This window comes from Microcoleus sp. D3_18_C4, from assembly GCF_036702355.1.
Classification (GTDB): Bacteria; Cyanobacteriota; Cyanobacteriia; order Cyanobacteriales; family Microcoleaceae; genus Microcoleus.
Map to the genome: position 1 here is coordinate 17814 of NZ_JAUBTF010000061.1, position 20914 is coordinate 38727.

Here is a 20914-nt window from a genome sequence, read left to right on the forward strand (position 1 = left end):
CCACAGAAAAAGTCCGGGAGTGCGGAATAGGATTAAAAATTTATAGCCCACATCCTGCACCCTCAACTGTCACAGAGCATGAAGCATTGTTGAGAATATTCATACCTCGCGTTCGATTGGATAGTCTTTAAGCAAAAATACTCCTGTCAGGCGATCGCCTGACACTGCCTCGCCTTTTATTGTAGAATCATGGAAAAAAAATTACCAATTTCCTAGTTGAAAGCCACCTCAAATTTATGTTTTTTTACTTTAAAAAAACATTTTTGCCACTAACTGAAGTTTTATTCAAGCAAGGTCTTTCAACTAAATAAGTAGTACCCGCTTACAAGCAGGTGGAAAAAAACGCACAGTTTTAAGTACATGGACAGAAATATTTACACAGATATAATTTTGTAAGGCTCACAGGAAGAGAATTTCAGATTCTATTTTGTGTAATTAATTCTGTCCAACTACTTAATCCAATCTTGTGTGAGATTAGAGACGATTAGCTGTTTCCCAAGCACTCACCATCTGTAAAGGGAAGCCCGGGGAGGTAACAATTGCTGACTTGCGCTATCAAAGGACTCAGTTTGTGCTGTCTTTTGAACGGAGTTCTGAGGACATTCAAGCAATTGGCACTCAAGCATCGTTTGTTTTACCAACATCAGGAACAGACCGGTCTAGATTTGCTGTGACCCGGCAGGAATTGTTTGAGTACCGTCCCCCCGCTTACGATCCAATTTGACGGCCGGCTGCTCGGTTTTTTCCAAAAACTGTGCCACAGATTTGATGACATCTGTTGCGGTTTTTGGTACGAGAACCAAATCTCCAGATGCCAGCATATCTAGTAGGGCACCGGGTTTTCCCTTGCCTCCGTACAAGTGACCCATCGAAGCTGCAAGCTTTTCAAGTTGTTCTGGTGTCTGTCGCGCAACTCGCGCTCGAAAAACAATGCCTGAAGGCGATCTCTGTTTCCGTCCCATGCTCGACCTTATATCTGTGCTACAGTTTTAACAAGCAGTAAGCCAATACTAAAAATTGTACAAGACACGAGGTGTGAGTGGAAACTTCAGCCCGCTTGTGATCTATCAGTTTAGGGTTCATTGACTCAAGGTTTGCAGAGTATGCGATCGCTTTTGCCCCATAAATTTGACTGGTTATGCCCAAAAAGCGCAGTTGTTCCGTGAAAATTGCAACGCTGCACAGCGTGTTGCAGGATTGCTATCAACTTAAGCTGGAAGAGCTCAAGTACCTTCTCGATGCAATTGACGTGCTAATTGACGCTGAAGAGAAAAGGTTGTCGGAGTTGGAAGCCGACTCAGACTGGGAAGAAAAACGAGAAGAAAAAATGGCTGCTACTGGTGCGCGCGGTAGTACGGGATACATCGAATCCAAGACAATCAAAGGATGCGGCCCCTATGCCTACTTGAGATTTCGTAAGGGTGGCAAGCATCATTCGTTCTATCTGGGCAAGCTCAAGCCTTAAGTTTTTTAGGGTGCATAGACATTGATAGATTAGTGGTTCTGGCGTTTATGCACCCTAAAGCAAGCGAGTCGTTTAGGGTGCATAGGCATTGACTAACTAAGGCTTTTATCGAATCTGCACCCTAAAGCAAGCGAGTCGTTTACGGTGCATCTGCCTTGATAGATTAATGGTTTTGGCGTTGATGCACCCTAAAGCAAGCGAACGTTTAGGGTGTATCTGCCTTGACAAATGAGAGTTTTTGGCATCCATTTACTCTAAATTAGCAGGCGTTTAGGGCGCATCTGCCTTGACAGATAGAGGTTCTGGTGTCTATGCACCCTAAATTGGTTGTGTAGTCGCGATCGCAACTGAGTGTCTGACTGCGCTATATTCGGCTTGTTGCTTTCCAAATTCCGAACTCATGCGTGATAGTTTACCAACGATATCGGTAGCTTGGTTCTTAACAATGAGACTAACGTTAAAGGTGATTTGAACTCACCTCTTCACCTGCACCGTAACAATCGTTCGATAGGTAGGTATTGGGCTAAAAATCGTCCAAATTAAACAGCGTAAATTGGTGAGGAGATGTTGTCGTTTTTCTGGAGCGGCGTTTGCCATTAACAACTTCTTGAATGACTGGATTTGAGTGAATTGATGTCTTCTCATTCAAGTCAATAACTTCTGAGCTTTCTCCTGAACTTATTTCATGTTCGACAGGACAATCAGTATGATTTTCAGCCTGGGACTCGACTGGCTCAAACCACTCATTATACCAGTAAGCAGCGTTTATTGATTGAGGTCTATCGCTACTTAAAGTATTGCCAAGGAGCAAATCAGTTTGACCCAACCACCAAATCGGAACAGCCAGCCAAGGTGAAAACAGATAAAACTGAAACAAAGCGCATTTTAACAGAGTAGGGTCTATATCTTGACCGATACCGCTCAGACAATAATTCGACTGTGTTAACATTAAAGCACCCGTACCGCACGCAGGTTCATTGAAGCTGGAAATTCGCTCTGTTTTATCACCACTGACTAACTTAGATATGAACTGACACAAAGCTAAGGGTGTCGGATAAAAGCCTGAACTTTTTTGAGCAGTCTTTCCGCAAATTTGGGGTAGCAGCCGGCCCATGTAATCTTCAGGATACAGCATGAGAATTGACAGGTCAAACATCTGATAAAGACGCATTGATGCACCTTCACAGCCGGCAGGTTCTTTGGGTAAAATCTTGTAAGCTGGATGTCCGAATGCGAACAAAACCCAGTCCAAGAAAAACTCCAAATAGTCCCAAGCTGACCAAGTTTTCCATTCTCCATGTTGAGGAATGCAATTGAGAGTGTTATCTAACATGGCTTCTGCGGTAGGAGAATGCTGCCATTCGATTTGGGGAATCGGTTCTGCTGGCAAAGTTTCCTCAATTACAAATTTGGGTAAAATTTCTGGTTTTCTGTTCTCCAGAATGGCTAGCATTGGCTCCATCTTCCACCGCATCCAGGCATGAGCGGGGACAGCTTGACACAAAGCCCAATAATCCCACCTTCCCCATAAACATCGGTCTATTTGTGCGAGAATTGTTAAAAGCCAGCCCGGCTTTAAATCTCGTTTGAGGTTGGGAATTAAAGCTTGCTTTTTCTTTTGTTTATAGGGTTGATTTCTGAAATGTAACAGCGTTGACTCTCTAGTCTTGGAGTCAATGACTGGTAAGACAAGCTTGTTTTTCATAAGTACAAGTCTGAAAAATGCACCCCTAAAAACCGCAGTAGCGGTTCGCACAATTCTATGTTGATGCAAGCAGCGTCTTGTTTAATAAAAACAGTAAAAAAATTTGGGGAATAGAGTGTAGCTATTTTCACACAAAAAAGCTACACTCTATTCCCACTCCCATTTTCCCTATTTCTCTCTCCCTATTCCCCTTTCTCAGCCGTCTATTCCACCCATTTTTTGATATTTAAGGAGTAGAAAATGCTTCGCACAGCAGCAGCCCCACCTGCTTGAGTAAAGCTTTGTTACCATCAGGGCATCCCGACTGAATCAAACATTTAGGACAGCCAGAACTGCAAGAACAACTGCGGGCTAACTCAGCAGCCGCATGAGCTAATTGAGGGAGAGAACGAAAAATAGCTTCCGAGGTTCCCGAACCTCCTTCTGCTAAATCGTAAAAGAGTCCTGCATAGTCATTTGCACCTCTCTTCTCTACCAGAAAATTCACATCATTAGGTGAAGCCAAAATAGTCAGAGGTAAAGCTGCTAAAATTTGATGGCCGAAACTGTGAATAGCCAACAAATTCGCGGGGTACTCCCACAACTGCTGATATCCGGGAGGAATCGGCTGTTGAGACTGAAGCAATTCCTGGCGAGTAGCTGTTACTACCTGTTGCAGATAACATTCAACCGGGGAATTAAAACTAATTTGCAGTACAGGAGTCGCAAATTTTATTTCGTAAGGTTGCTCAAAGTTTACCTCATTAAGAACCGATGTTAGCTCAGCAGAGCGAGTTCTCTTGCCACAAACAGGACAGGCAGTACATTTTGGTAAATGCTCTTTGTAATTGACACACTTTCTATTGAGACAAGTTAACTCGTAATTGCGAGTTAATAATTGATAACCAGTGACGAGTTGGCTAATTTCTCCCCAAACCAGTTCCAGAATAGCTTGAGCTGGAATTGCCTTACTATCCGTTGAATTGGTTTGAACATTTCCTTCAACTTCTGGAATGACCAACGGGATTTGTTGAGGCAAACTCAAATTCTGCTTGAGGCTGGTATCAGTGTGGCTAATCGCTACAGTAAACAGTCGAGTTTCAGGGGTGTTTTGCAAAATAGCTTTGCCATTCAAGAGCGAGCGCGAAGTATAAGTCACCAAACAGCCGTCTGAGTTTTGCGTGCGGTAAATAGCACCAGGAAATACCTCTCGATAAGCAATCTCCGCACTGAGGAGTTCAATCTCTTCTTGAGTCTCCGCATCCACCAGTTGTATCGTACTAGAACCCGTTCCCCCTCGAAAGTTTACATCTTTATGGGGAAAGCCTTTAGCCCATAATTTATCCCGGCTTCTGTGAAGAACACCTTGCTCAATTAAAGCCGTTGCAATTATATGAGCGCTCTTGCCAAAGTAGTGCTTGAGCTTATGGGCAGGAATGCCTGTTTCGACAGCCGCGCACATCAAATGTTTGGCAATATCTATGGGATAATTGGCATTAAAGCTCACCAATTCAGATTCGGCGGACAGCAACAATTCAGGGCGATCGGCAAAATAGTTATCCAAAGGTGATTGTGCAATAGGAATGAAGACAATTAAACCGGAGTTTGTGCGACCAGCCCGGCCAGCCCTCTGCCTAAAAGCTTGCAAGCTTCCCGGCCATCCCCTAATAATAGCAAAGTCAAGTTGAGGCAAATCAATTCCTGCTTCGAGAGCGCTAGTGCTGAGGATACACTTAACTGTTCCTGACTGCAAAGAGTTAATAATTTCCATGCGGCGCTCGCTTGTTAAACTGCCGTAGAAAATTGCTACTTGCGACTCAATTCCCGAGTTAGTTTGAGTTACAGCTTCTTGCTTAAAAGTTGCCCACAAGTTCTTAATTGCTTGTCTGCCGTTACCGAAGCAAATTCCACTTTGCCCCTGCTGCAACAAAAACATAATGATGCGAGCAACATCGGAATTAGCATCATGAGTCGGTTTAGTAACAATTAATTGCCGTTCTGGGACAGCAGCTCCGCTAGAGTTAATCCAAACTAACCGCTCGGGTTTATTGATAGTTCGCTTTCGACTTCTACCAGATAGTAACTTCGCTAATTTAACGGGATTGCCAACGGTAGCACTCAACATCAGGAATTGTAGTTTTTGAGAAGAACCTCCGCGCTCGTCTACTGCCAATTTTAAGCGGCGAATTAAGCTAGCCATGTTAGCTCCGTAAACTCCGTTAAAAGTGTGAGCTTCATCTAGGACAATATAGCGGAGGCGACTTAAAAAATGCTGCCAAGGCTGACTCCAGTGAACGCCTTTCAGCGCATAGTGAATTAACTCTGGTGTGGCGCTGATTATGCTGGGATTTGCAGCTAATAATTGTTCTCGGGTTTTGGGAGGAGTATCTCCAGTTAGAAGGGCAAGGCGCGGGCGCGCAGGCTCAGGAATCAGTTGGAGCAAATCGGCAAGTTTTTGACTTTGGTCGGCTGTTAAAGCTTTCAAGCCATAAATAGAGAGTGCAGTAAATTGATGTTGGAGAATGCCCTCTAAAATAGGCAAGTACGCACTTAAAGATTTGCCAGAAGCTGTTGCTGTGCTGAGGATGACATCTTTGCCCTGGCGCACGGCTTTGAGTGTTTTAATTTGGTGCGAATAAAGCTGTTGAATGCCTTGGCGGTGCAAAGCAGAAATTATTGAAGGCGGCAAGTCTTGAGGAATTTTGTAGAGCTTAGGAGTTATAGCAGTCGCGATTGTCTGATAAATAACCTCTTCGCCTAAAAACTCACACAAATCGGCTGTTGCAGTTGGCTGCAAGTGGCTTGCTTCTGGGAAGTTATTTTGGTGAAAATCATGTCTGGCTATTAGTTGGGAAAGAAGGTTGATATAATTGGGAGGCATTGGTCACTCTAAGAATGAATCTTTTCTCTTTTACTACCGATAGGTAGGAAAAAGAACGAGAGAAGAAATTCCCAAAAAACCAACTGGGAGTCGGACTGAATTTGGTGGCAATTATGGGTTTGGGTTCAGGAACTAGGGAAACGGTAGGTCTCTGGCTCACTGCGCGATCGCCTCGTGAGGCACTATAGTGAGTCTTGCAGAAGTCGTGAAACTCTCTTCTCTTTCCGACCTTCGCGTGCTTCGCGTCTTCGCGGTTCGTTTAAAACTTGTTTTTTTCACAACTTATTTAGACTAGCTATATAATCAGTACAGTACACTTTACCAATTACCAGACTTACCTCATTCAACGCCGAAGTGTTATAGTATCCGATTAAAAATAATAAACCTATGCCTTACAGTAAATTTACTCTCAGCAAAGCTGTAGATGATTTCCATCTTACAATCATTGAAGGCTCGCGTTTCTTACCAGAAATTTCCCCGGTCACTCCTAGCCCTTTACTACAGGATATTCTTAAAGAAACGATTCCCTGGGCGATCGCGGTGAGTAGCGAAAAAGCTCGTTCTGAGGGGATTATCAATCCTGTGTTACTAGAAGTAAAACGCCAGCTTCAAGGACAGATTAGCGTTTTTTCAGGCGAGGAATTCAATGTAGAACCGGAGGCTGAACTCACAGGGTATGTTGACTTTCTTCTTAGTCGTTCCCCGGAGCAACTATTTATCAAAGCCCCTGCGGTTATATTGGTGTCAGCCAAGAAAGAAGACCTTAAACCGGCTTTAGGGCAATGCCTTGCAGAAATGGTTGCTGCTCAACGCTTTAACCAACAAAAGCAACAGCCGATATCGACGATTTACGGGACGGTGACTAGCGGTACTGTTTGGCGTTTTCTTAAATTAGAAGAGCAATGCGCGTCCATTGACCTTACAGATTATCCACTACCTCCTGTTGAGCAAATCTTGGGCTTTCTCGTTTGGATGATGCAGGAAAGATGAGCTGTTATTCAACAAAAATAGCGACCTAGTGCGATAAATAAACTCCAAAACTTCTTTGATAAATTAATGAGAAAAACAACTTCTTTGTCACTACAGTTAATTAAGACTTACGCATAAACTCTATCTGTAGGGTACGCCGCGCACCTTACTGCTACCAATAGTGTTGCAAAGCAGTTTTTGCCTCCAGGATTGTTAATGAAAGACTGCCGAATTAACTCGGCAGCGCTTTCCTGTTATTTAAGGTGAGTGAGTTGAGTGATGCTGAGCAAAGCAGGCAACATCGAGTCAGGCTTATCTCCTGTTTTGAGAGCGATTTCTAAATCAAACAAAATGGAGAGCGCTCGACTTAAGAAGTTCGCAGATACTTCCTTAACCTCCTGCTTAAGGAAATACAGCCGTTTGGGGTTACTAATTCCGCACATACTAGCAATTTCGCTATCAGAACGTTGTTGGTCGGAATTGATAGTAGCTTTTACCCACAACCAAGTTTTAAACTGAGTTTGGAGAGTGGCAATAATTGCTAAAGGAAACTCTGCCCGAGATAGCAATTCATCAAGCACCTTAATGGCCGCCACTGCTTGACCTTTTAAAAGAGCTTCGGCAAGTTGAAAACAGTTGGCTGTGGTAGCTGGAACGAGGATTTTAGCAGCTTCTTTCGTAATGCGAGCGCCTGCTGCATAAATGGCTAATTTCTCTAGTTCACTGACTCTTCTAGCAGAATCGTTGCCAATCGCTACCGCTAGATAGGTGACAGCATCTCTGGCAATTGAAAGATTCTTTTGTTTAGCAGTAGCAGCGATCGCACTTTCAATCAAATCGGTACGCCAAGGAGGAATGAGAGTAAACTCCTTGAGGTTACCAAACTGCAACAAATGCTTGACTACCTTGAGCCGTTTGTCGATAACAGCAGCAGTGAAGACTAAGTGCGTTGTAACAGGTAATTGGGGCAAAATTTGCAGCAATTCTAGCCCCATTTCTCCAAATTGCTTGAAATCGCAATTTTCAACGACAATAAGTTTGTTTCCACCGCCGAAAGGAACTGAAGCAGCAGCAGAGAGGGCTGCATCCAGGGAAGAAGTATCGAAGCGGTGGATGTTGAAATCTCGCCAGAGAGGATGAGTTTGAGTCTTAAACTTTTCAACTTCTCGTTCAATTGCGTAGGTATCATTCCCAATTAGGATGCTAATCATGCTGCTAACTCTTCCTGTTGTTTGACAGTTACAGTAACAGAGCGGCCTAAAGCTTTAGTAACGATCCGCTGCACGGATTCAAGGTGACTCTGAAACTTATTCGCGTATTTTCTTTCTACTGCTAACACACATGAATCAGCCGAAAGTTCGGCAATTTGAGCGCGGTTTAAGAGGCTACGATTGCCTGGTTTCGCTGCCGCTACTACTTGCGCCCAAGTTGTCTCAAAGTCAGGAGAATCTGCCTCTATTGTTTGAGGGGTTTTATCAAAATTGTCAGGCTGATTAGATGGGAAAGTTGCCGGCAATCGCGTTTCGGGGGCAGCGGGTTTGCTTGACAGCATCAAGTTCAGCAGACAGACTTCTAACCAAGTAACAGCATTGGTGCTAGTTCTCAATTGAAATTCTGATTTTTGCAATTGTGTACAAGCCGCATCAATTGTTTCAAAATCGAGATGAAGAGCGAGCGAGCGCAGTTGTGAGTAGCCTACTGGCCCTGCAATTAAATTCTGGCAGTGGCGCGTTGATTTGACAATGAGCAAATCTCTCATTGCTGCTAGCAAGCTGCTGAGAATAAGTTTAGGGGTTTTGCCGCTGTCAATGAGCGTTCTCGAAGATTGCAGTACGCTTAAGGTATCGCCAGAATGAATGGCTTTGAGAAGGGCGATCGACTCTTGCTCGCTGATACTGCCAGATACTTCTGCAACTTGAGTTAGGGTAATCTCTGAGTTTAGCAGTGAAAGCTGAGAGAGTAATTGCAAGGCATCTCTTAACCCTCCGTCGCAGGTGCGAGCGATCGCCCGCATGGCCTCACTTGCGATCTCAATAGATTCAGCGGAGCTAATTTTGTGCAATTGTCCGACAATAGCATCAACTGACAAGGCTCGGAAGTTAAAAGTTTGGCAGCGGGAAATAATTGTCGGCAGGACTTTATGTGCTTCAGTCGTACAGAGAATAAATACCACATGAGCCGGAGGTTCTTCAAGGCATTTGAGGAGAGCATTTTGAGCGCTGGTACTGAGTTGGTGACACTCGTCTAAAATCCAAATGCGGTAAGGGCTCATCGCTGGCGCAAAGTTGCTGTGTTGTATTAATTCTCTGGCATCATCCACGCCATTGTGAGAGGCAGCATCGATTTCAGTTACGTCTAAGCTTGAACAGGAGTCAATGGTTTTGCAGCTTGAACATTCTCCGCAAGGAGTGGCGGTTAGCTTTTTGCTATTCAAACAATTGAGGGATTTAGCAAGGATGCGAGCGGTTGAAGTTTTGCCTGTTCCTCTGGGGCCAGTAAATAGGTAAGCTTGAGCAATTTTGTCGGAGGTGATGGCATTGGTCAAGGTTGTTTTGATGGTGTCTTGACCCACTAATTCTTGCAGGTTTTTTGGTCGGTATTTGAGGTGCAGTGGTTGGTACATTTTGAGTCGTTAGAATACTTCTGGTAACTATTCCCCGATAGGGGAGCCGTGCCTGAAGTTATGCCATTTCTCAAAAATCTTGCTACAGAATTGTTAGCTTTGTTTGTGGGCTCTGTTTGTCAGGTGCGGATCTGTGAGATTGTTTGTCTAAATTAGGAATTTTTAATGGCGACACACCCTACGGCTACTATTGCATGAGTCTTGATAATTAGTATTAATATAAGTTGTTGGTGCGAGAGTATTGAACACACTTGTAGATAATTTTTATGTTAAAATAGGAATTTAAATTATCCTAATTTATACAGTAATAGGCTCCGAATTGGGGCAGGAGAGGGCATCAAATTTAGATGCCGCTCCCCACCTTTTATTCTTGCGGAGCGATAATGTATTCGCACTCTAAAGCCTCTGTACCCGACGCTGGTATTCCAAACGGTGCAATCAGTATGGGAGCCGTAGGAGTTGCCATTAACATCCGCAAATCCGAACTAGAAACAGCTTTAACTGTATCAATTAAATAGCGGATGTCGCACTTGATCCGAAAGTCACAACCGAATAGTTTGGCATCAACTATCTCAGTACCAGAACTGAGAGTATTATTTAGTGAAATTCGCACTTGTTGACTATCTAAATCGAATTCAAAAATTGCTGTAACATGGGACTTATCGCTGTGAGAAGCTAACCGCTCTAAGGCTTTTAAAAAGCTGAGCTTCTCTACCACAATTTGATGGCTAAGTTCATGCCGATAAGGAGCAATAATCTGGTCGCAATTCGGGTATTTTCCTTCTAATAACTGCGCTGTCAGCCGCCAATTGTTCCACTCAAAAGCAACAAAGTTATTGCTATTGTCAGGCTCAGTCTCATAGTAAATAGCTACTCTGTCAGTGGGATTCAAAGTCCGCTCTAATACCCGGAGTACCTTAGTGGGTACTGTAAATTGCACGTTTCGAGTGTTCAAAATATCGGAATCACTGCTTTCACTGAATCCTACAACCATTGCTATCCGATGTCCGTCTGTTGTCCAAACTCTCAATTGAGAAAGTCCCCTTTCTGCGTCGTGGCTTAGTTGAAAGTTAGCTCCAGTTAAGATACGTTTGGTTTCTTCAGAACTTACAGCAAATAAGCTGGCTTTGAGGACAGCAATTAACACGCTAGCAGGAATGGTCACAAGTTTTTGTTCAAGGCTCTTGATAGCAGGGAATTCGTCCGCAGTTAGCCCACGAATGACGTGCTTGCTCCTTGATGCAGTCAGAGTGGCACTGACTGATGGAACGTCACTTCCTTTGATAATTTCCCAAGAACTCTTTAAGGTAACGCGACTTTTCGGAAATTTTCCGAGAATGTCTGCGAGTATGGTTGCAGGGAGAGTGAGCTTTCCAGATTGATTGATATTAGCTTCAAAACTCGCTTGTATCCCAAATTCCAGGTTATAAGCAGTTAAATGCAATTGTCTAGTTGCGGCATCTGCTTCTATGAGAATATTGGATAAAATGACATGGTTGTTATTGCTATAAATGCTGCTTTTGAGAGTTTGGATGTAATCATTTAATTCTCTGGCATCACAGGCAAATTCAACGATTGAAGGGGAAGGGGAAGGAGAAGGCTCCGGCAATGTCTCATCGTTTGATTTAGCTCCTAAATCAGAAGCATCTGTGGCTGAAACTGGTGTATATTCTGTGGATTTTTCAGAGGGTTCTACTTGTTCTGAAAGTGCTGTTTCCGGTTCAGAAGTTGAAGAACCTTTTGTGATTTTTGTAACAGTTTTTTCAGCCTTAGCGGAATTAGTCGCTGTTTCAGGAGAGCGTTTTTTCTTGGTTGCTCTCTGTACTACTTTTTGCTGAGGGGGTGTTTCTGTAAGTCTAGATTTTGCCATAATTAGTTGTGTGTCAGAAGTTCGATTTGCCGCTGCGGTAGCAGCACTCGCGAGCGGTGGCTGAAAAAAGAGAGTCGAAGTGTGGAAAGAGTGGAACCAATATGGTTGAGAGCAGGTGGATTATTGTAATTATTTTTTAACAATTAAAGCTAATAATCAACCTTTATTTTAGGATGATAAATTTGAGCTTGTTGATTAATAAAATCGTAATCTAAGTAGCAGTTTTTGGGAGTGCATCTTGTCGAAAAAAAGAGAGCGAAGCATTCCGGCATATAAGTTATTGGTGAACGTCTTATATTTACGGAGGTCATGCTTCGCCCTACTGATATATTATTCTAAGTGAGATGTCGCCTTTTTCACAAACCGATTTATTGCTATTTTCTCCCTACTTTCTACTGCCTATCATCAAAAGTTACTTGAACCAGATTTAGTTAAGTATCCTAATGCAAGTTGAACTCTGGATGAAATTGGAGGAACAAATAGTATCCGTTGGCGGCAGCGACTCGTTCCGACATACAAGAGGCGGTGGTATTCTTTAAGTTTCTGTTTGCTGCTCATTTCTTTTCCCACCAATAGCCGAGTCAAAATGTCATTAATGTCCAAACCCACTTCATCAAAAGTGCTGCCTTGAGAATTGTGAATAGTCAGGGCAAAGCAATTGTCAATTTCGGCAAATATGTCGTCCTTAAACCAATAATACTTGCGCCATAAAAATCCGCTGCGCTTGGCACTCTTGAGTTTTTCCTTAAGTTCAGCCTGGTAGCGTTTATTTTCGGATTCATGCAGCACAAAGATTTGCCGAAATAAACCGTCATCGGTCACAATCTTTAAAAGCCATACTCGATAGCCGTAGTGTTGGCTCGTTTCAACTTCTTTAATGGTAAATTCAGTTGAAGTGGGCAAAATAACGGTCTTACCATCAGGGGCCATGACTGGTTTCTTAGTAATCAGCCTTTCTCCCGGTATGAATCTGGGGGCTGTTTGACCGTAAACTTGTTCTCGGAGGGCCTGATTGTAATAGTTGACTTGCTTGTTTGTCCAGCACAGAATCCGAAAGCAGTCAGGGTTGGAAGTGAATTCGCACTTGATGGTTTTGAGGGCGTATTGCAGGAGTGTTTCTGGCTTAACTTTGAATGCACCGTTAGATTTGTTCCCTTGAGTGTAGGTAGAATGTGGCAAGAACATATCGGTTTTATTCTTGACACAAGAACGGCATTCGGTGATGAAGTCGAGGACGGGACTTTCTCCAGCTTGCCTGACAACTTCGGTTAGCATAGTTTTATTGGTAATGCTGAAGACAGGCGAGCGTTTTTCTCCGACGGGGTTAAGCTGAGCTGGGTCGCCCATGAGAATTAATTTGCGGTGGTTGAACAGGGTACGTTCAAATCTACGCTCAATCCAAGACCATAATTGAGTTCCAACCATCGAACATTCGTCAAGAAAAATGATATCGTAGAGGTGGAGGTAACAACAGCTTGTCTGTTCTAAGACTTTCTCTTGTTCTTTGCGAACTATGCCTAAGCCTAAAAGTTGGTGTATTGTCAGAAAGTCTACTCCGAAAATACCTTGAGAGGCTGCCATTTTTCTGAGAATACCGACGGCTTTGTTAGTAGGTGCAGTGAGGACAATGCGCTTGCTTTGAGCCAAGAGTTCTTTGATTAGAAGAAAAATAAGTGTGCTTTTTCCTGTGCCTGCATAACCGCAGAGCAAAAAGAATGACTCAGTGCTGCTTGCAAATGTTCTCAATTTGTCGAGTGTTTGCTGCTGTTGTGGTTTGAGAGTGAAGGGAATTTGTTTAAATTCCTGCGGTCGTTCTAGTAAGGTTTGAATCATTATTAGTGCTAGATAATAACTCTATCGCCTCCCTAATAAGCGTTAGCTTGAGTGCAAGACTGTTTCACGAAGCAGGTTAAATCAACAAAAAAAAGGCGATAGCGCTCTGGTACACTAGAGGGCGATCGCTGATTTATTTGTTGATTAATAATATGAACAGTGGTTGTTGGTTTTTAAACAATAACAACTTTGGTCTTCTTAACTCGCTTGATATTAGCTGCTGTTCCTTTGCTTTGTCCGTCCCAGATGGCTAGTCCGTAATCACAATGCGAACACATTTGGATGTCGCGAGCGCTATAGTTTCCGGGAATGCCAATGGTGGGATAACCAAAAGTATTCCTAGGTTTGCCATTGCCGCTAAATAAGGCATAGTAAACCAAGACTTTCTGGTAATTCTTAGACTGCAAATACTGCTGAACTAAGCTATCAATACCAGAAGCATCACCGACTATAACTTCAAATCCTAGTTCAATGATGCGATTGAGAGATGCGATTGCTCCTAAAGGCAATTCATTAATGGAACGACTACCGGAAATCATTACTGTTTTGTTCATGCGATCCTGGAATTGTAGGGTCAAGGGTGAATTGAATAGCACTCAAACTCAAAGATTGTTCCTTGAGTTGATATTTACGACTAGAAAAAATCAACATTTTATGCCATTAGGCAATTTATATTTTGGATTAGTAACAGAGTTGTTTATCGCATTTACACTGTCATAAACTAGCCAATTATATTTGATTTCCCATTTATTCCATCATCTTGGCATCTTTTCTAAATCAAATTCAGCAACTTTTCGGAGAGTTTCTAAGCGCTTACTTAAAGTTTTATGCCGGGGACATTCTACAGCGTATTCGTATTTAGAGCCTGTATGTTGAATATCTGGAACTTGGCAATCAATTAAGTTGCTAAGGTAGCCGACTAGCTTTTTGACAGGTATTAGCCAAGCCTTAGCTAACGCTTTAGTACGGAACCCAATCCAAGCTCTAAAGTAGGAGCCGTCTTCGCTAATCTGATAAGCCACATTGGGGGATAATTTAACAATAGATTCGATACGAGCTATACCCAAACCTTTGAGTTCGGTCAAACTGTAATTTTGGATTTCTCCGCTGTTCCACTCGATTTGGAATGGACGTAGATTTTCAACGTTCAAGCGTTGGACTGTCCCCCTTTGTTGAACTCCTTCTCGGCATTTTAAAATGTAATCTCCCTCTTTAAATCCGTATAATCCTTGTTTCTTGGCTAGGTTTTCTAGGTGCTGCTTCCAGGTTTCTTCCCAAGCTATGTTAAATTCTAGAAGTTCGTAATTTTCTTCGCTCAATTGTCGAGCCAGTTTTTCTTTGAATTGCTGTTTTTGAATTGGCATAGCGAATTCTAAGAAGTTGTCGGGTATTTCGAGAGCTAAATACGTCTTAGCTCGGATTTTGAGGTCAGCAACAGACAAACTGCGAGCGACTTTTAACTGCTGAGGTGCAGGAATATCTATGGTACAACTTGTCGGGAAGCCTGGAAACAAGTTAATGGGAAAGAGATAAGATTGGTCGAGAGTCGAGATGAAAATGTGGTGTTCAGTCAGCGATTCTACTTGGAAAATAGTTGTGTTACTGAATTGTACCTGTTGCGAATTAGCAAGTACGATGGTTGTGCAAGCTGGAAGTTCTCCAGTAGTTTTTTGAGGAATAAACTGAGGCACAAGGGAGATTTTGAGGACACGAATTTCATCAAGTGTATAATTCCAAGAAAAGCTGTCTTCGCTGTTACTAGCATCCCAGGTAATTCTTACAGGTCGATCGGTTTGATTTAGAGAAGTGACAGTACCGTAATGCTTACCAGTTTTGATGATATCGCCTACTTTAAAGGGAAGTTGATCGGAAGGATGCGGAGTGAGAAAAGGGAAAATTACCGCTACCACTTCTTTAACTTCACTGGGGGGAGTGTTGTCAGATTTAGAGCAAATATTTGAGAGACCGATTAAAGCGGTGTTAGAGTCCATAACCTTTGAGAAGTTAATTTTTTTTCAACTTCTCCCGTTAGGGCGTATCTTCTCGAACAGAAGCCTAAAACTTTCTAGTTTTCGCTAGCATCTTTGGTGCATATAAAGCAAATTTAGGCTTTATTTAGGCTTTAAATTTGTTTAAGTCCCGCTAGATAGATCGCCATGCTGTCAAGATCACGATATGGAAAACTAAGCGAGCAAAGATGCCCACTTCTGAAAAAATTGCTGCCGCCATAGAGACGATAGACCACTTGGTAGCTTGGCTACAAGATACCGGACTGAGTGCGTCCGCGATCGCCCAGTTTAAATTCAACTCGCTGGCCTCTATGTACCCAGAACTCAAAGGGGTAGCAGAGACGGCAAAACAACTGATTGGTGCAGCTTCCCCTTTGACAGAAGTTGGGATGACAGTAACGGAACTAGCAGCAATACTCACAGATAACTTAGAGTGCAAAATCAAGCCAGATTTAGTCAACAAAGCTCTAGTTTCATTGGGGTATCAAGAGCGTAATGAAGCCAAGCGAATTTGGATACTGACACAAACCGGCTCAGCTCATGGTATTTTCTTGCTGGCTACTTCAACAACAAACAAATGGAGTGGTTCTCAAATAAAGTGGTATCGCTCTCTAATTCCCATCTTAGAAGAATACTTAACAAATACAGGAATTTTAGAGAATGGCAGCAGTAGCGATCTCACTGCAATACAAGATACAGAACACTCTGAAATTTCCGAAAAAAGCCTTGCATCAATTACTCAAAATGGTAACTCTCCTAGTATTGACTACTCTCAGGGCTGAAGCACCTGAGTTTCCCGCGTATCGTGAGGCTCTATGAAAAGAAAGCAACTTGGACAGTGCCTGAGCGAGTCAAGGTCTGGGAAATTACAGTCAATCCTAGTCAGATTGAGCTGATTCAATCCTTTGCCGACGATGCCTACACGAAACGCTACAACTCAACACAGTATTAAACCAAAAAAAATCTTAATAAAGTTAGCAAAATAAAGGGAAGGGGAAGGGGAGGGTAAAGGTGTATTGTTCAACCTTTACCCTCCCCTCTACTCTCTCAGATTTTTCAGATGGGTATGAGGGCTATGTCCTTGATTTTATCAAGCTTTTGACGGGGTTGTTATCCCGTTAGGTGTAGCTAACCAGGATTTGTATCAAGTACAACTAAACTTTATGAGAGATGAACAACTGATAAATTCTGAGCGCATAGAACCAGATTTAAGGTTAAGGAAAGTGGCAAAATTACGCAAGTCCTTTGTCAAACTGAGGCGGAATAGATAGTCAGTAACGATTGAGGCAATTGTTTGATTAATTGTGAGACTCTGAGCGTTAAGATTAGCCAACTCAGCACAAGATAAATGGGTATTTCCCAATTCTTCAGGTCGCAATTCTATCAAATTGGGGCATTGTAAAACAGGAGAGGGAAGCGCTCCCATAATGCCTGTTTTCTTGAACTTATCCAGGTGCGGAGTTAGCTCTTCAAGGCTATTATGGCTGCCCAGTAGAATTTGACCGCTATCAAAGTTATTGCCAGCATCAAGATACCAGATTCTAGGAATCTCAGCGTGGCGGTTATTCTCTAGCGTTTTGCCCAAGGAACGGCGAGCAGCACTATTGTCAACGCAGCCAATGATAATTACCAAATCATTCCAGTATGATTTTACCAATTTGGGGTCAAAATAGTCAGGAATTGCACTAATTTCTAGCCCCCAGGTAAGATTGTAACGCAAGGCAAGAGTAGTGGCTTTATTCAGTCCAAGTTCAGATTGACAAAATCTCTGCCTCCCCAAATTTTTCCCTTCCACAATATCGGGATCTACAAAGGTAATATTGACATTTTTCCCAACTTGTTTGAAAACGTAAGCTAATCGTGCTAAACTTTCAGCTACATAAGAGCCAGTGCCGCCACAGCCAACGAGCCATAAGTGAAGGTGAGAGTAATCTTTGAGAAGGAGAGGTGTGGAATTTGCGTACTCAAAGTCGAGGTTTAAGGGAGTTTTGGTAAGCATCAGTGATAAAATGTGGCTCTTCAAATACAGAATTAGCTTTAATTAAGCTATAGTGTCCGAAAATTCCGATTCTCACTAAAATCTCAGGAGTCAAGGTATTAACTTTACCCAAGACTGCATAGAGGCGAAAACCCCGCTCGTCAGCATCATCTGTGCTGCTAAAGAAAGCAGGCAATTCTGCGTGAGAGTGGCACTCAATTAAAGCAGTTGAGTAGGATGAATTGTCAAAAGGCTGGCAGCTCGTTCGTGTAGTCAATTGGACTGGAATTGTCAGTTGCCATTGATTACTACTGTCAAGGGATAGGTGAAATAAAATCTCTGTGAGATTGCCACTGCTATCTTTGGTGAATACAGCTTTTGTCAATATAGAAAGTAGCAGTTCTGATGGTACTAAACGAGTCTCAAGGTGCAAGTATGGTTCTATAGGTGGCAACCCTTTGATAGTATTGGGCGTTGAATTTGCAACAGGAATCATGGCCTCTAGTCCGGGGCGAACTGAACGCACAAACACGCCGTTAGAGGCTGTAACGTATTCGCAGAATACCCCAGTAGCAATGGGAGGCAAGGGAATAGAGGCATGAATGTGGTTAAAAAGTTTTAGCATTAACTTAAACTTTGTGTTGAACAATAAATATTGAGTGCAGTCCCTACATAGAAGTTTTGATTTAGGTAGGGTTAGCAATCAATAGGAGGTGTTGCACTAAAGAGTCAATTGAAGGACTGTACCTCACTTCAACTAAATCTTTAACAGGATAGGTACGCCTTTTTCTCAAGGCTAAACTTTTCAGATGTTCTCTGACATCTTGGGGAAAGTTTCGGCTTTTTTGGCTGGATAAGTCAGCATTGAAAGGAGTGGTTATGAAGCTCTGCCAAGCAATATCAATGGTTTGAGTTGAAGCAACAGGTGGAGTATTTTTCCCCCAGCAAATTAAACCGTTTGGATGGATGTTTGGTAAAGGAGTGTGGTAAGCTTTCGACTCTGGGTTGAAAGTAGCAAAATCAGTTGCAAATACCCAATATTGAGTGTTTTGTCCTACAAATACCAAGGCAGTTAGTGGAATAGTAATGGGTTTACTCTCATCAAATTGGAGGTTATATTGGGCAGGAGATATGAATTTTACTACCCAATTTCCTTGAGAGTTAGTTCCCCACCTTATGACTCCTGGGGGCATCCAATCCGTATCAATCGGCTCGTGAGAAAATGCAGTTCTCAAACTGACAGAGGAGAGTAGTTTGTAGTGTTCCTTTGTTCCTTCTCGATAATGGAACAGATATTGTTCTTTGATGAACAGTAATTCAGCATCAATTTCTGCTAGCTGTCGGGGAGCTGTTTGCAGAATTTCACGAAAGACTTCTCCTGACAAATGTTGCATAATAACTTGAAATCGATAGAGGTTATGGAGCTAACCCGATAGGTAAGGTTAGCTCATGCTTGAAAATTAATATTCGTTCGACTGCATTAGGGTAGCAACTCTCCAAGTTTTGTCGGGGTCTTCTGGACATTGTGAACTAACTTCCTGATTTTCCAGCCATGCTTTCCTGTCAAAATAATCAATTTTGAAAAAATAGCTTTTACTGTCAAGTTGAATGCTAAGAAAATCTCGTTCTCCGTAGGGGTTGTTGCCAGCTTCAAAGGTGTTAAAATCTCTTAGTAATTGCAGTAACTTTTGTTGCTGTTCGGGAAGAATAGCTTTTACAGCTTGAGTAATCCGAATTTCACCAATTTTGGTATCTCCTTGACGTAATTGGTCATTAAGACGTGCAATTCTTTTGGCTGTTGTTAGAGTTTCAGTCATAATTAAGGCCTCAATTTCCAACAACTACAACCGCACTAGCGGTTGCTGGTTCACTCGTAATTATTCGGATTCAGGGGTAATTCAAATTGACAAGGTGCTTTTGTTCCAGAGTTCAAGAATTTGCTGAAAATGTCGATGGCGGTCAGTAGCAAGCCAGTCAATGACCTGTTGAGCCTGGGTTATTAATTCTTTAGCACTTTGCCATTGTTCTGATAAAAATATCAAGTTTTCGACTGTCCATTCTCCAAATTGATACTCGTGTTGAGCGCAGCCGTCAAGCCAAATATTACCCGTTGAGTAATTGAGGAAACTCAGTACAATTGGCATCCCTTTTACGGGAAATTCAGCCAGAGAGCAAAACTGTTGGAATTGCTGATGATTGATCCTATCTGGTGGTAGAATCTGAGAAAATGAAACTTCAAATTCTTGTTCATACCAATCTTTCATCTCATTTTCAGTTAGCCAATTTAGTCCTTCAGAACTTAGAGAAAGCAGGATTTGCCATTCAGGAGCTAAGGAATCAATATCTTCATAGCTCAACCAATCCAACCCCCAAGACTCAATCAGGAGTTGGTCGAGGCGTTCTTCTTGTGCTATTTCTAATTGCCAGGGGCTGATCGGGATAAGTTCTGTTTCGTCAAGAAGACGGAATAATTCTAATTCGCGGGGGCTATGATTATCAGGAGTATCCGAGTAAATAGAACTGGTACTGGTAGCAAATTCAGTTGAAAAAAAGTGCTGGTAAAGATTGAGAAGTTGAGCGCTATTGAGCGTTTGTCTGAGAAATTCAATCGCTTCAAGTGGCTTAGTTACTGGGTAGGAGTGTCGCAAAGCGGCAATGGCTTGCGACACAGACAAAATAGTTGCAGGCATTAAAAATTAAGAGGAATTTGGAGACAAGCAATAGCTGGCGCAAGTTGGAGTTTTTTGAGAGTGTCTCTAAATCGCTGTAGTTCTTGCTCACCCAGAGCGATCGCGTCAGAGAGTTCTTGAGCCCGACTTGCCAAGGTTAGCGGAGTAACACAACCGCTGATAGAGTCGCATTGCAGAGCCCAAGTGAGTTGGACAGCTTGATTCGGTTCTTCCGGTGCTGCGACAAGTGAGGGGAGTGGGGAATGGGGAGTGAGCAGTACGCATAGTTCTTTTTTCCAATCTTCTTCTACACCCTTTGTCTTGGCTTGTTTGATGATTTTAATGGGTTGACCTGTTTTTCGTTCAATTGTAGCTTCGCTTAATTCAGGGAAGTAAGGAAGTAGGACTTCTAGCAATTTTTCATCATTTGCAGTAATTTCGTTGGGCAGTTCGATTTGCCTGCCTTCATATTCTATTAGACTCATTGTTACCTCTTTAAAACAGGGGGATTTGTACTCCAGCTTCACCTTTGTTGACGGGGTGGTTAGCAGGATTTTGAAGATTTGGTTTGGCTTTTTTCCGGGGTTGACCAACAGAAGAACGAATTTGAGCACTCACTTTTCGGTTAGGTAGGTTAGAGGCTAACCGCTGGAGCAATTCTTGTAAATGGTTTGGCCAAGCTCCAATCGAGTTTTCTCTAACTTGTACTAATAGTGGTAAGTCGTCATGGCTCGTTGCTGTAATTTCTACGATTCGCCCTTCTGGATGCCCATCGTCTGGTCGCATAACAATGTGGATTTTGATTGTACAAAAATTGAATTCATAAGGTTCTGATTCTCCTTCATCAAGTAAGTCAGGACTCTGTGAAGTGTTCTCAGTTTTGTTGATGGTTTCACCCACTTTTTGAGTAGCTGAAAGTGGAATATCCTCTCC

General features: G+C 42.6%; 18 protein-coding genes and 1 pseudogene. 3 read left to right on the forward strand and 16 right to left on the reverse strand.

Features of this window, described 5'->3' with window-relative positions; genetic code table 11:
• Positions 1-659: 659 nt before the first annotated feature.
• Entirely contained in the window at positions 660-962 is a 303-nt protein-coding gene (locus QUA90_RS24330; protein WP_333316082.1) for a hypothetical protein, read from the reverse strand.
• 176 nt (positions 963-1138) lie between these two features.
• Between QUA90_RS24330 and QUA90_RS24335 the strand changes: the two genes are divergently transcribed.
• Positions 1139-1465, forward strand: coding sequence for a hypothetical protein (locus QUA90_RS24335; RefSeq protein ID WP_333058618.1), 327 nt, complete (start codon positions 1139-1141; stop codon positions 1463-1465).
• A 523-nt stretch (positions 1466-1988) separates the two neighbouring features.
• Here the strand turns inward: QUA90_RS24335 and QUA90_RS24340 are convergent.
• Together QUA90_RS24340 and QUA90_RS24345 are read right to left on the reverse strand one after the other, a co-directional pair.
• A complete protein-coding gene (locus tag QUA90_RS24340; RefSeq protein ID WP_333316084.1) occupies positions 1989-3170 on the reverse strand; it encodes a hypothetical protein in 1182 nt (393 codons plus the stop codon).
• Between the two features lie 226 nt (positions 3171-3396).
• Positions 3397-6030 (reverse strand): DEAD/DEAH box helicase, encoded by a 2634-nt coding sequence (locus QUA90_RS24345; protein WP_333316086.1) that lies wholly within the window; start codon positions 6028-6030, stop codon positions 3397-3399.
• Positions 6031-6417: 387 nt separating this feature from the next.
• On the opposite strand from QUA90_RS24345, the gene QUA90_RS24350 reads away from it, so the two are divergent.
• A complete protein-coding gene (locus tag QUA90_RS24350; protein ID WP_333316088.1) occupies positions 6418-7020 on the forward strand; it encodes a hypothetical protein in 603 nt (200 codons plus the stop codon).
• Between the two features lie 233 nt (positions 7021-7253).
• Here QUA90_RS24350 and holA read toward each other — a convergent pair whose 3' ends face one another.
• The 6 genes from holA to QUA90_RS24380 form a co-directional block, all read right to left on the reverse strand.
• The gene (holA, locus tag QUA90_RS24355; protein WP_333316090.1) at positions 7254-8210 is read right to left on the reverse strand and encodes a DNA polymerase III subunit delta; all 957 of its coding nucleotides are present in this window, start codon (positions 8208-8210) and stop codon (positions 7254-7256) included.
• Positions 8207-9622: a DNA polymerase III subunit gamma/tau gene (gene dnaX / locus QUA90_RS24360; RefSeq protein WP_333316092.1), complete on the reverse strand. Its 1416-nt coding sequence runs from the start codon at positions 9620-9622 to the stop codon at positions 8207-8209. Before dnaX ends, holA begins: the two co-directional genes overlap by 4 nt.
• A gap of 364 nt (positions 9623-9986) precedes the next feature.
• Positions 9987-11492 carry a DNA polymerase III subunit beta gene (gene dnaN / locus QUA90_RS24365; RefSeq protein ID WP_333316094.1) on the reverse strand — a complete coding sequence of 502 codons (1506 nt, stop codon included), beginning with the start codon at positions 11490-11492 and terminating at the stop codon, positions 9987-9989.
• 405 nt (positions 11493-11897) lie between these two features.
• The gene (locus tag QUA90_RS24370; RefSeq protein ID WP_333316096.1) at positions 11898-13325 is read right to left on the reverse strand and encodes an AAA family ATPase; all 1428 of its coding nucleotides are present in this window, start codon (positions 13323-13325) and stop codon (positions 11898-11900) included.
• A gap of 173 nt (positions 13326-13498) precedes the next feature.
• Entirely contained in the window at positions 13499-13879 is a 381-nt protein-coding gene (locus QUA90_RS24375; protein WP_333121254.1) for a hypothetical protein, read from the reverse strand.
• 201 nt (positions 13880-14080) lie between these two features.
• Entirely contained in the window at positions 14081-15316 is a 1236-nt protein-coding gene (locus QUA90_RS24380) for a hypothetical protein (RefSeq protein ID WP_333316098.1), read from the reverse strand.
• A 206-nt stretch (positions 15317-15522) separates the two neighbouring features.
• Here QUA90_RS24380 and QUA90_RS24385 point away from each other — a divergent pair, with 206 nt between their 5' ends.
• On the forward strand, positions 15523-16116 hold the full coding sequence (locus QUA90_RS24385) for a hypothetical protein (RefSeq protein ID WP_333316100.1): 594 nt from the start codon (positions 15523-15525) through the stop codon (positions 16114-16116).
• A 362-nt stretch (positions 16117-16478) separates the two neighbouring features.
• Here QUA90_RS24385 and QUA90_RS24390 read toward each other — a convergent pair whose 3' ends face one another.
• The 7 genes and pseudogenes from QUA90_RS24390 to QUA90_RS24420 form a co-directional block, all read right to left on the reverse strand.
• Complete coding sequence (locus QUA90_RS24390) at positions 16479-17333, reverse strand: PRTRC system ThiF family protein (RefSeq protein WP_333151816.1); 855 nt, start codon at positions 17331-17333, stop codon at positions 16479-16481.
• Positions 17299-17937 (reverse strand): hypothetical protein, encoded by a 639-nt coding sequence (locus tag QUA90_RS24395; RefSeq protein ID WP_172186655.1) that lies wholly within the window; start codon positions 17935-17937, stop codon positions 17299-17301. Before QUA90_RS24395 ends, QUA90_RS24390 begins: the two co-directional genes overlap by 35 nt.
• Before the next feature lie 61 nt (positions 17938-17998).
• Positions 17999-18706, reverse strand: coding sequence for a hypothetical protein (locus QUA90_RS24400; protein ID WP_333316102.1), 708 nt, complete (start codon positions 18704-18706; stop codon positions 17999-18001).
• 66 nt (positions 18707-18772) lie between these two features.
• Complete coding sequence (locus tag QUA90_RS24405; RefSeq protein WP_333316104.1) at positions 18773-19129, reverse strand: DUF3768 domain-containing protein; 357 nt, start codon at positions 19127-19129, stop codon at positions 18773-18775.
• A gap of 81 nt (positions 19130-19210) precedes the next feature.
• A complete protein-coding gene (locus QUA90_RS24410; protein WP_333316106.1) occupies positions 19211-20002 on the reverse strand; it encodes a hypothetical protein in 792 nt (263 codons plus the stop codon).
• Positions 20002-20466: a hypothetical protein gene (locus tag QUA90_RS24415; RefSeq protein WP_332946640.1), complete on the reverse strand. Its 465-nt coding sequence runs from the start codon at positions 20464-20466 to the stop codon at positions 20002-20004. Before QUA90_RS24415 ends, QUA90_RS24410 begins: the two co-directional genes overlap by 1 nt.
• Before the next feature lie 10 nt (positions 20467-20476).
• Positions 20477-20914: pseudogene (locus tag QUA90_RS24420) on the reverse strand (hypothetical protein); the annotation flags it as partial.

What these genes read in the sequence shown, in the direction of transcription:
- QUA90_RS24330 (WP_333316082.1), bottom strand. Translation starts at nt 962, where the DNA reads ATGGGACGGAAACAGAGATCGCCTTCAGGCATTGTTTTTCGAGCGCGA.
- QUA90_RS24335 (WP_333058618.1), top strand. Translation starts at nt 1,139, where the DNA reads ATGCCCAAAAAGCGCAGTTGTTCCGTGAAAATTGCAACGCTGCACAGC.
- QUA90_RS24340 (WP_333316084.1), bottom strand. Translation starts at nt 3,170, where the DNA reads ATGAAAAACAAGCTTGTCTTACCAGTCATTGACTCCAAGACTAGAGAG.
- QUA90_RS24345 (WP_333316086.1), bottom strand. Translation starts at nt 6,030, where the DNA reads ATGCCTCCCAATTATATCAACCTTCTTTCCCAACTAATAGCCAGACAT.
- QUA90_RS24350 (WP_333316088.1), top strand. Translation starts at nt 6,418, where the DNA reads ATGCCTTACAGTAAATTTACTCTCAGCAAAGCTGTAGATGATTTCCAT.
- holA (WP_333316090.1), bottom strand. Translation starts at nt 8,210, where the DNA reads ATGATTAGCATCCTAATTGGGAATGATACCTACGCAATTGAACGAGAA.
- dnaX (WP_333316092.1), bottom strand. Translation starts at nt 9,622, where the DNA reads ATGTACCAACCACTGCACCTCAAATACCGACCAAAAAACCTGCAAGAA.
- dnaN (WP_333316094.1), bottom strand. Translation starts at nt 11,492, where the DNA reads ATGGCAAAATCTAGACTTACAGAAACACCCCCTCAGCAAAAAGTAGTA.
- QUA90_RS24370 (WP_333316096.1), bottom strand. Translation starts at nt 13,325, where the DNA reads ATGATTCAAACCTTACTAGAACGACCGCAGGAATTTAAACAAATTCCC.
- QUA90_RS24375 (WP_333121254.1), bottom strand. Translation starts at nt 13,879, where the DNA reads ATGAACAAAACAGTAATGATTTCCGGTAGTCGTTCCATTAATGAATTG.
- QUA90_RS24380 (WP_333316098.1), bottom strand. Translation starts at nt 15,316, where the DNA reads ATGGACTCTAACACCGCTTTAATCGGTCTCTCAAATATTTGCTCTAAA.
- QUA90_RS24385 (WP_333316100.1), top strand. Translation starts at nt 15,523, where the DNA reads ATGCCCACTTCTGAAAAAATTGCTGCCGCCATAGAGACGATAGACCAC.
- QUA90_RS24390 (WP_333151816.1), bottom strand. Translation starts at nt 17,333, where the DNA reads ATGCTTACCAAAACTCCCTTAAACCTCGACTTTGAGTACGCAAATTCC.
- QUA90_RS24395 (WP_172186655.1), bottom strand. Translation starts at nt 17,937, where the DNA reads ATGCTAAAACTTTTTAACCACATTCATGCCTCTATTCCCTTGCCTCCC.
- QUA90_RS24400 (WP_333316102.1), bottom strand. Translation starts at nt 18,706, where the DNA reads ATGCAACATTTGTCAGGAGAAGTCTTTCGTGAAATTCTGCAAACAGCT.
- QUA90_RS24405 (WP_333316104.1), bottom strand. Translation starts at nt 19,129, where the DNA reads ATGACTGAAACTCTAACAACAGCCAAAAGAATTGCACGTCTTAATGAC.
- QUA90_RS24410 (WP_333316106.1), bottom strand. Translation starts at nt 20,002, where the DNA reads ATGCCTGCAACTATTTTGTCTGTGTCGCAAGCCATTGCCGCTTTGCGA.
- QUA90_RS24415 (WP_332946640.1), bottom strand. Translation starts at nt 20,466, where the DNA reads ATGAGTCTAATAGAATATGAAGGCAGGCAAATCGAACTGCCCAACGAA.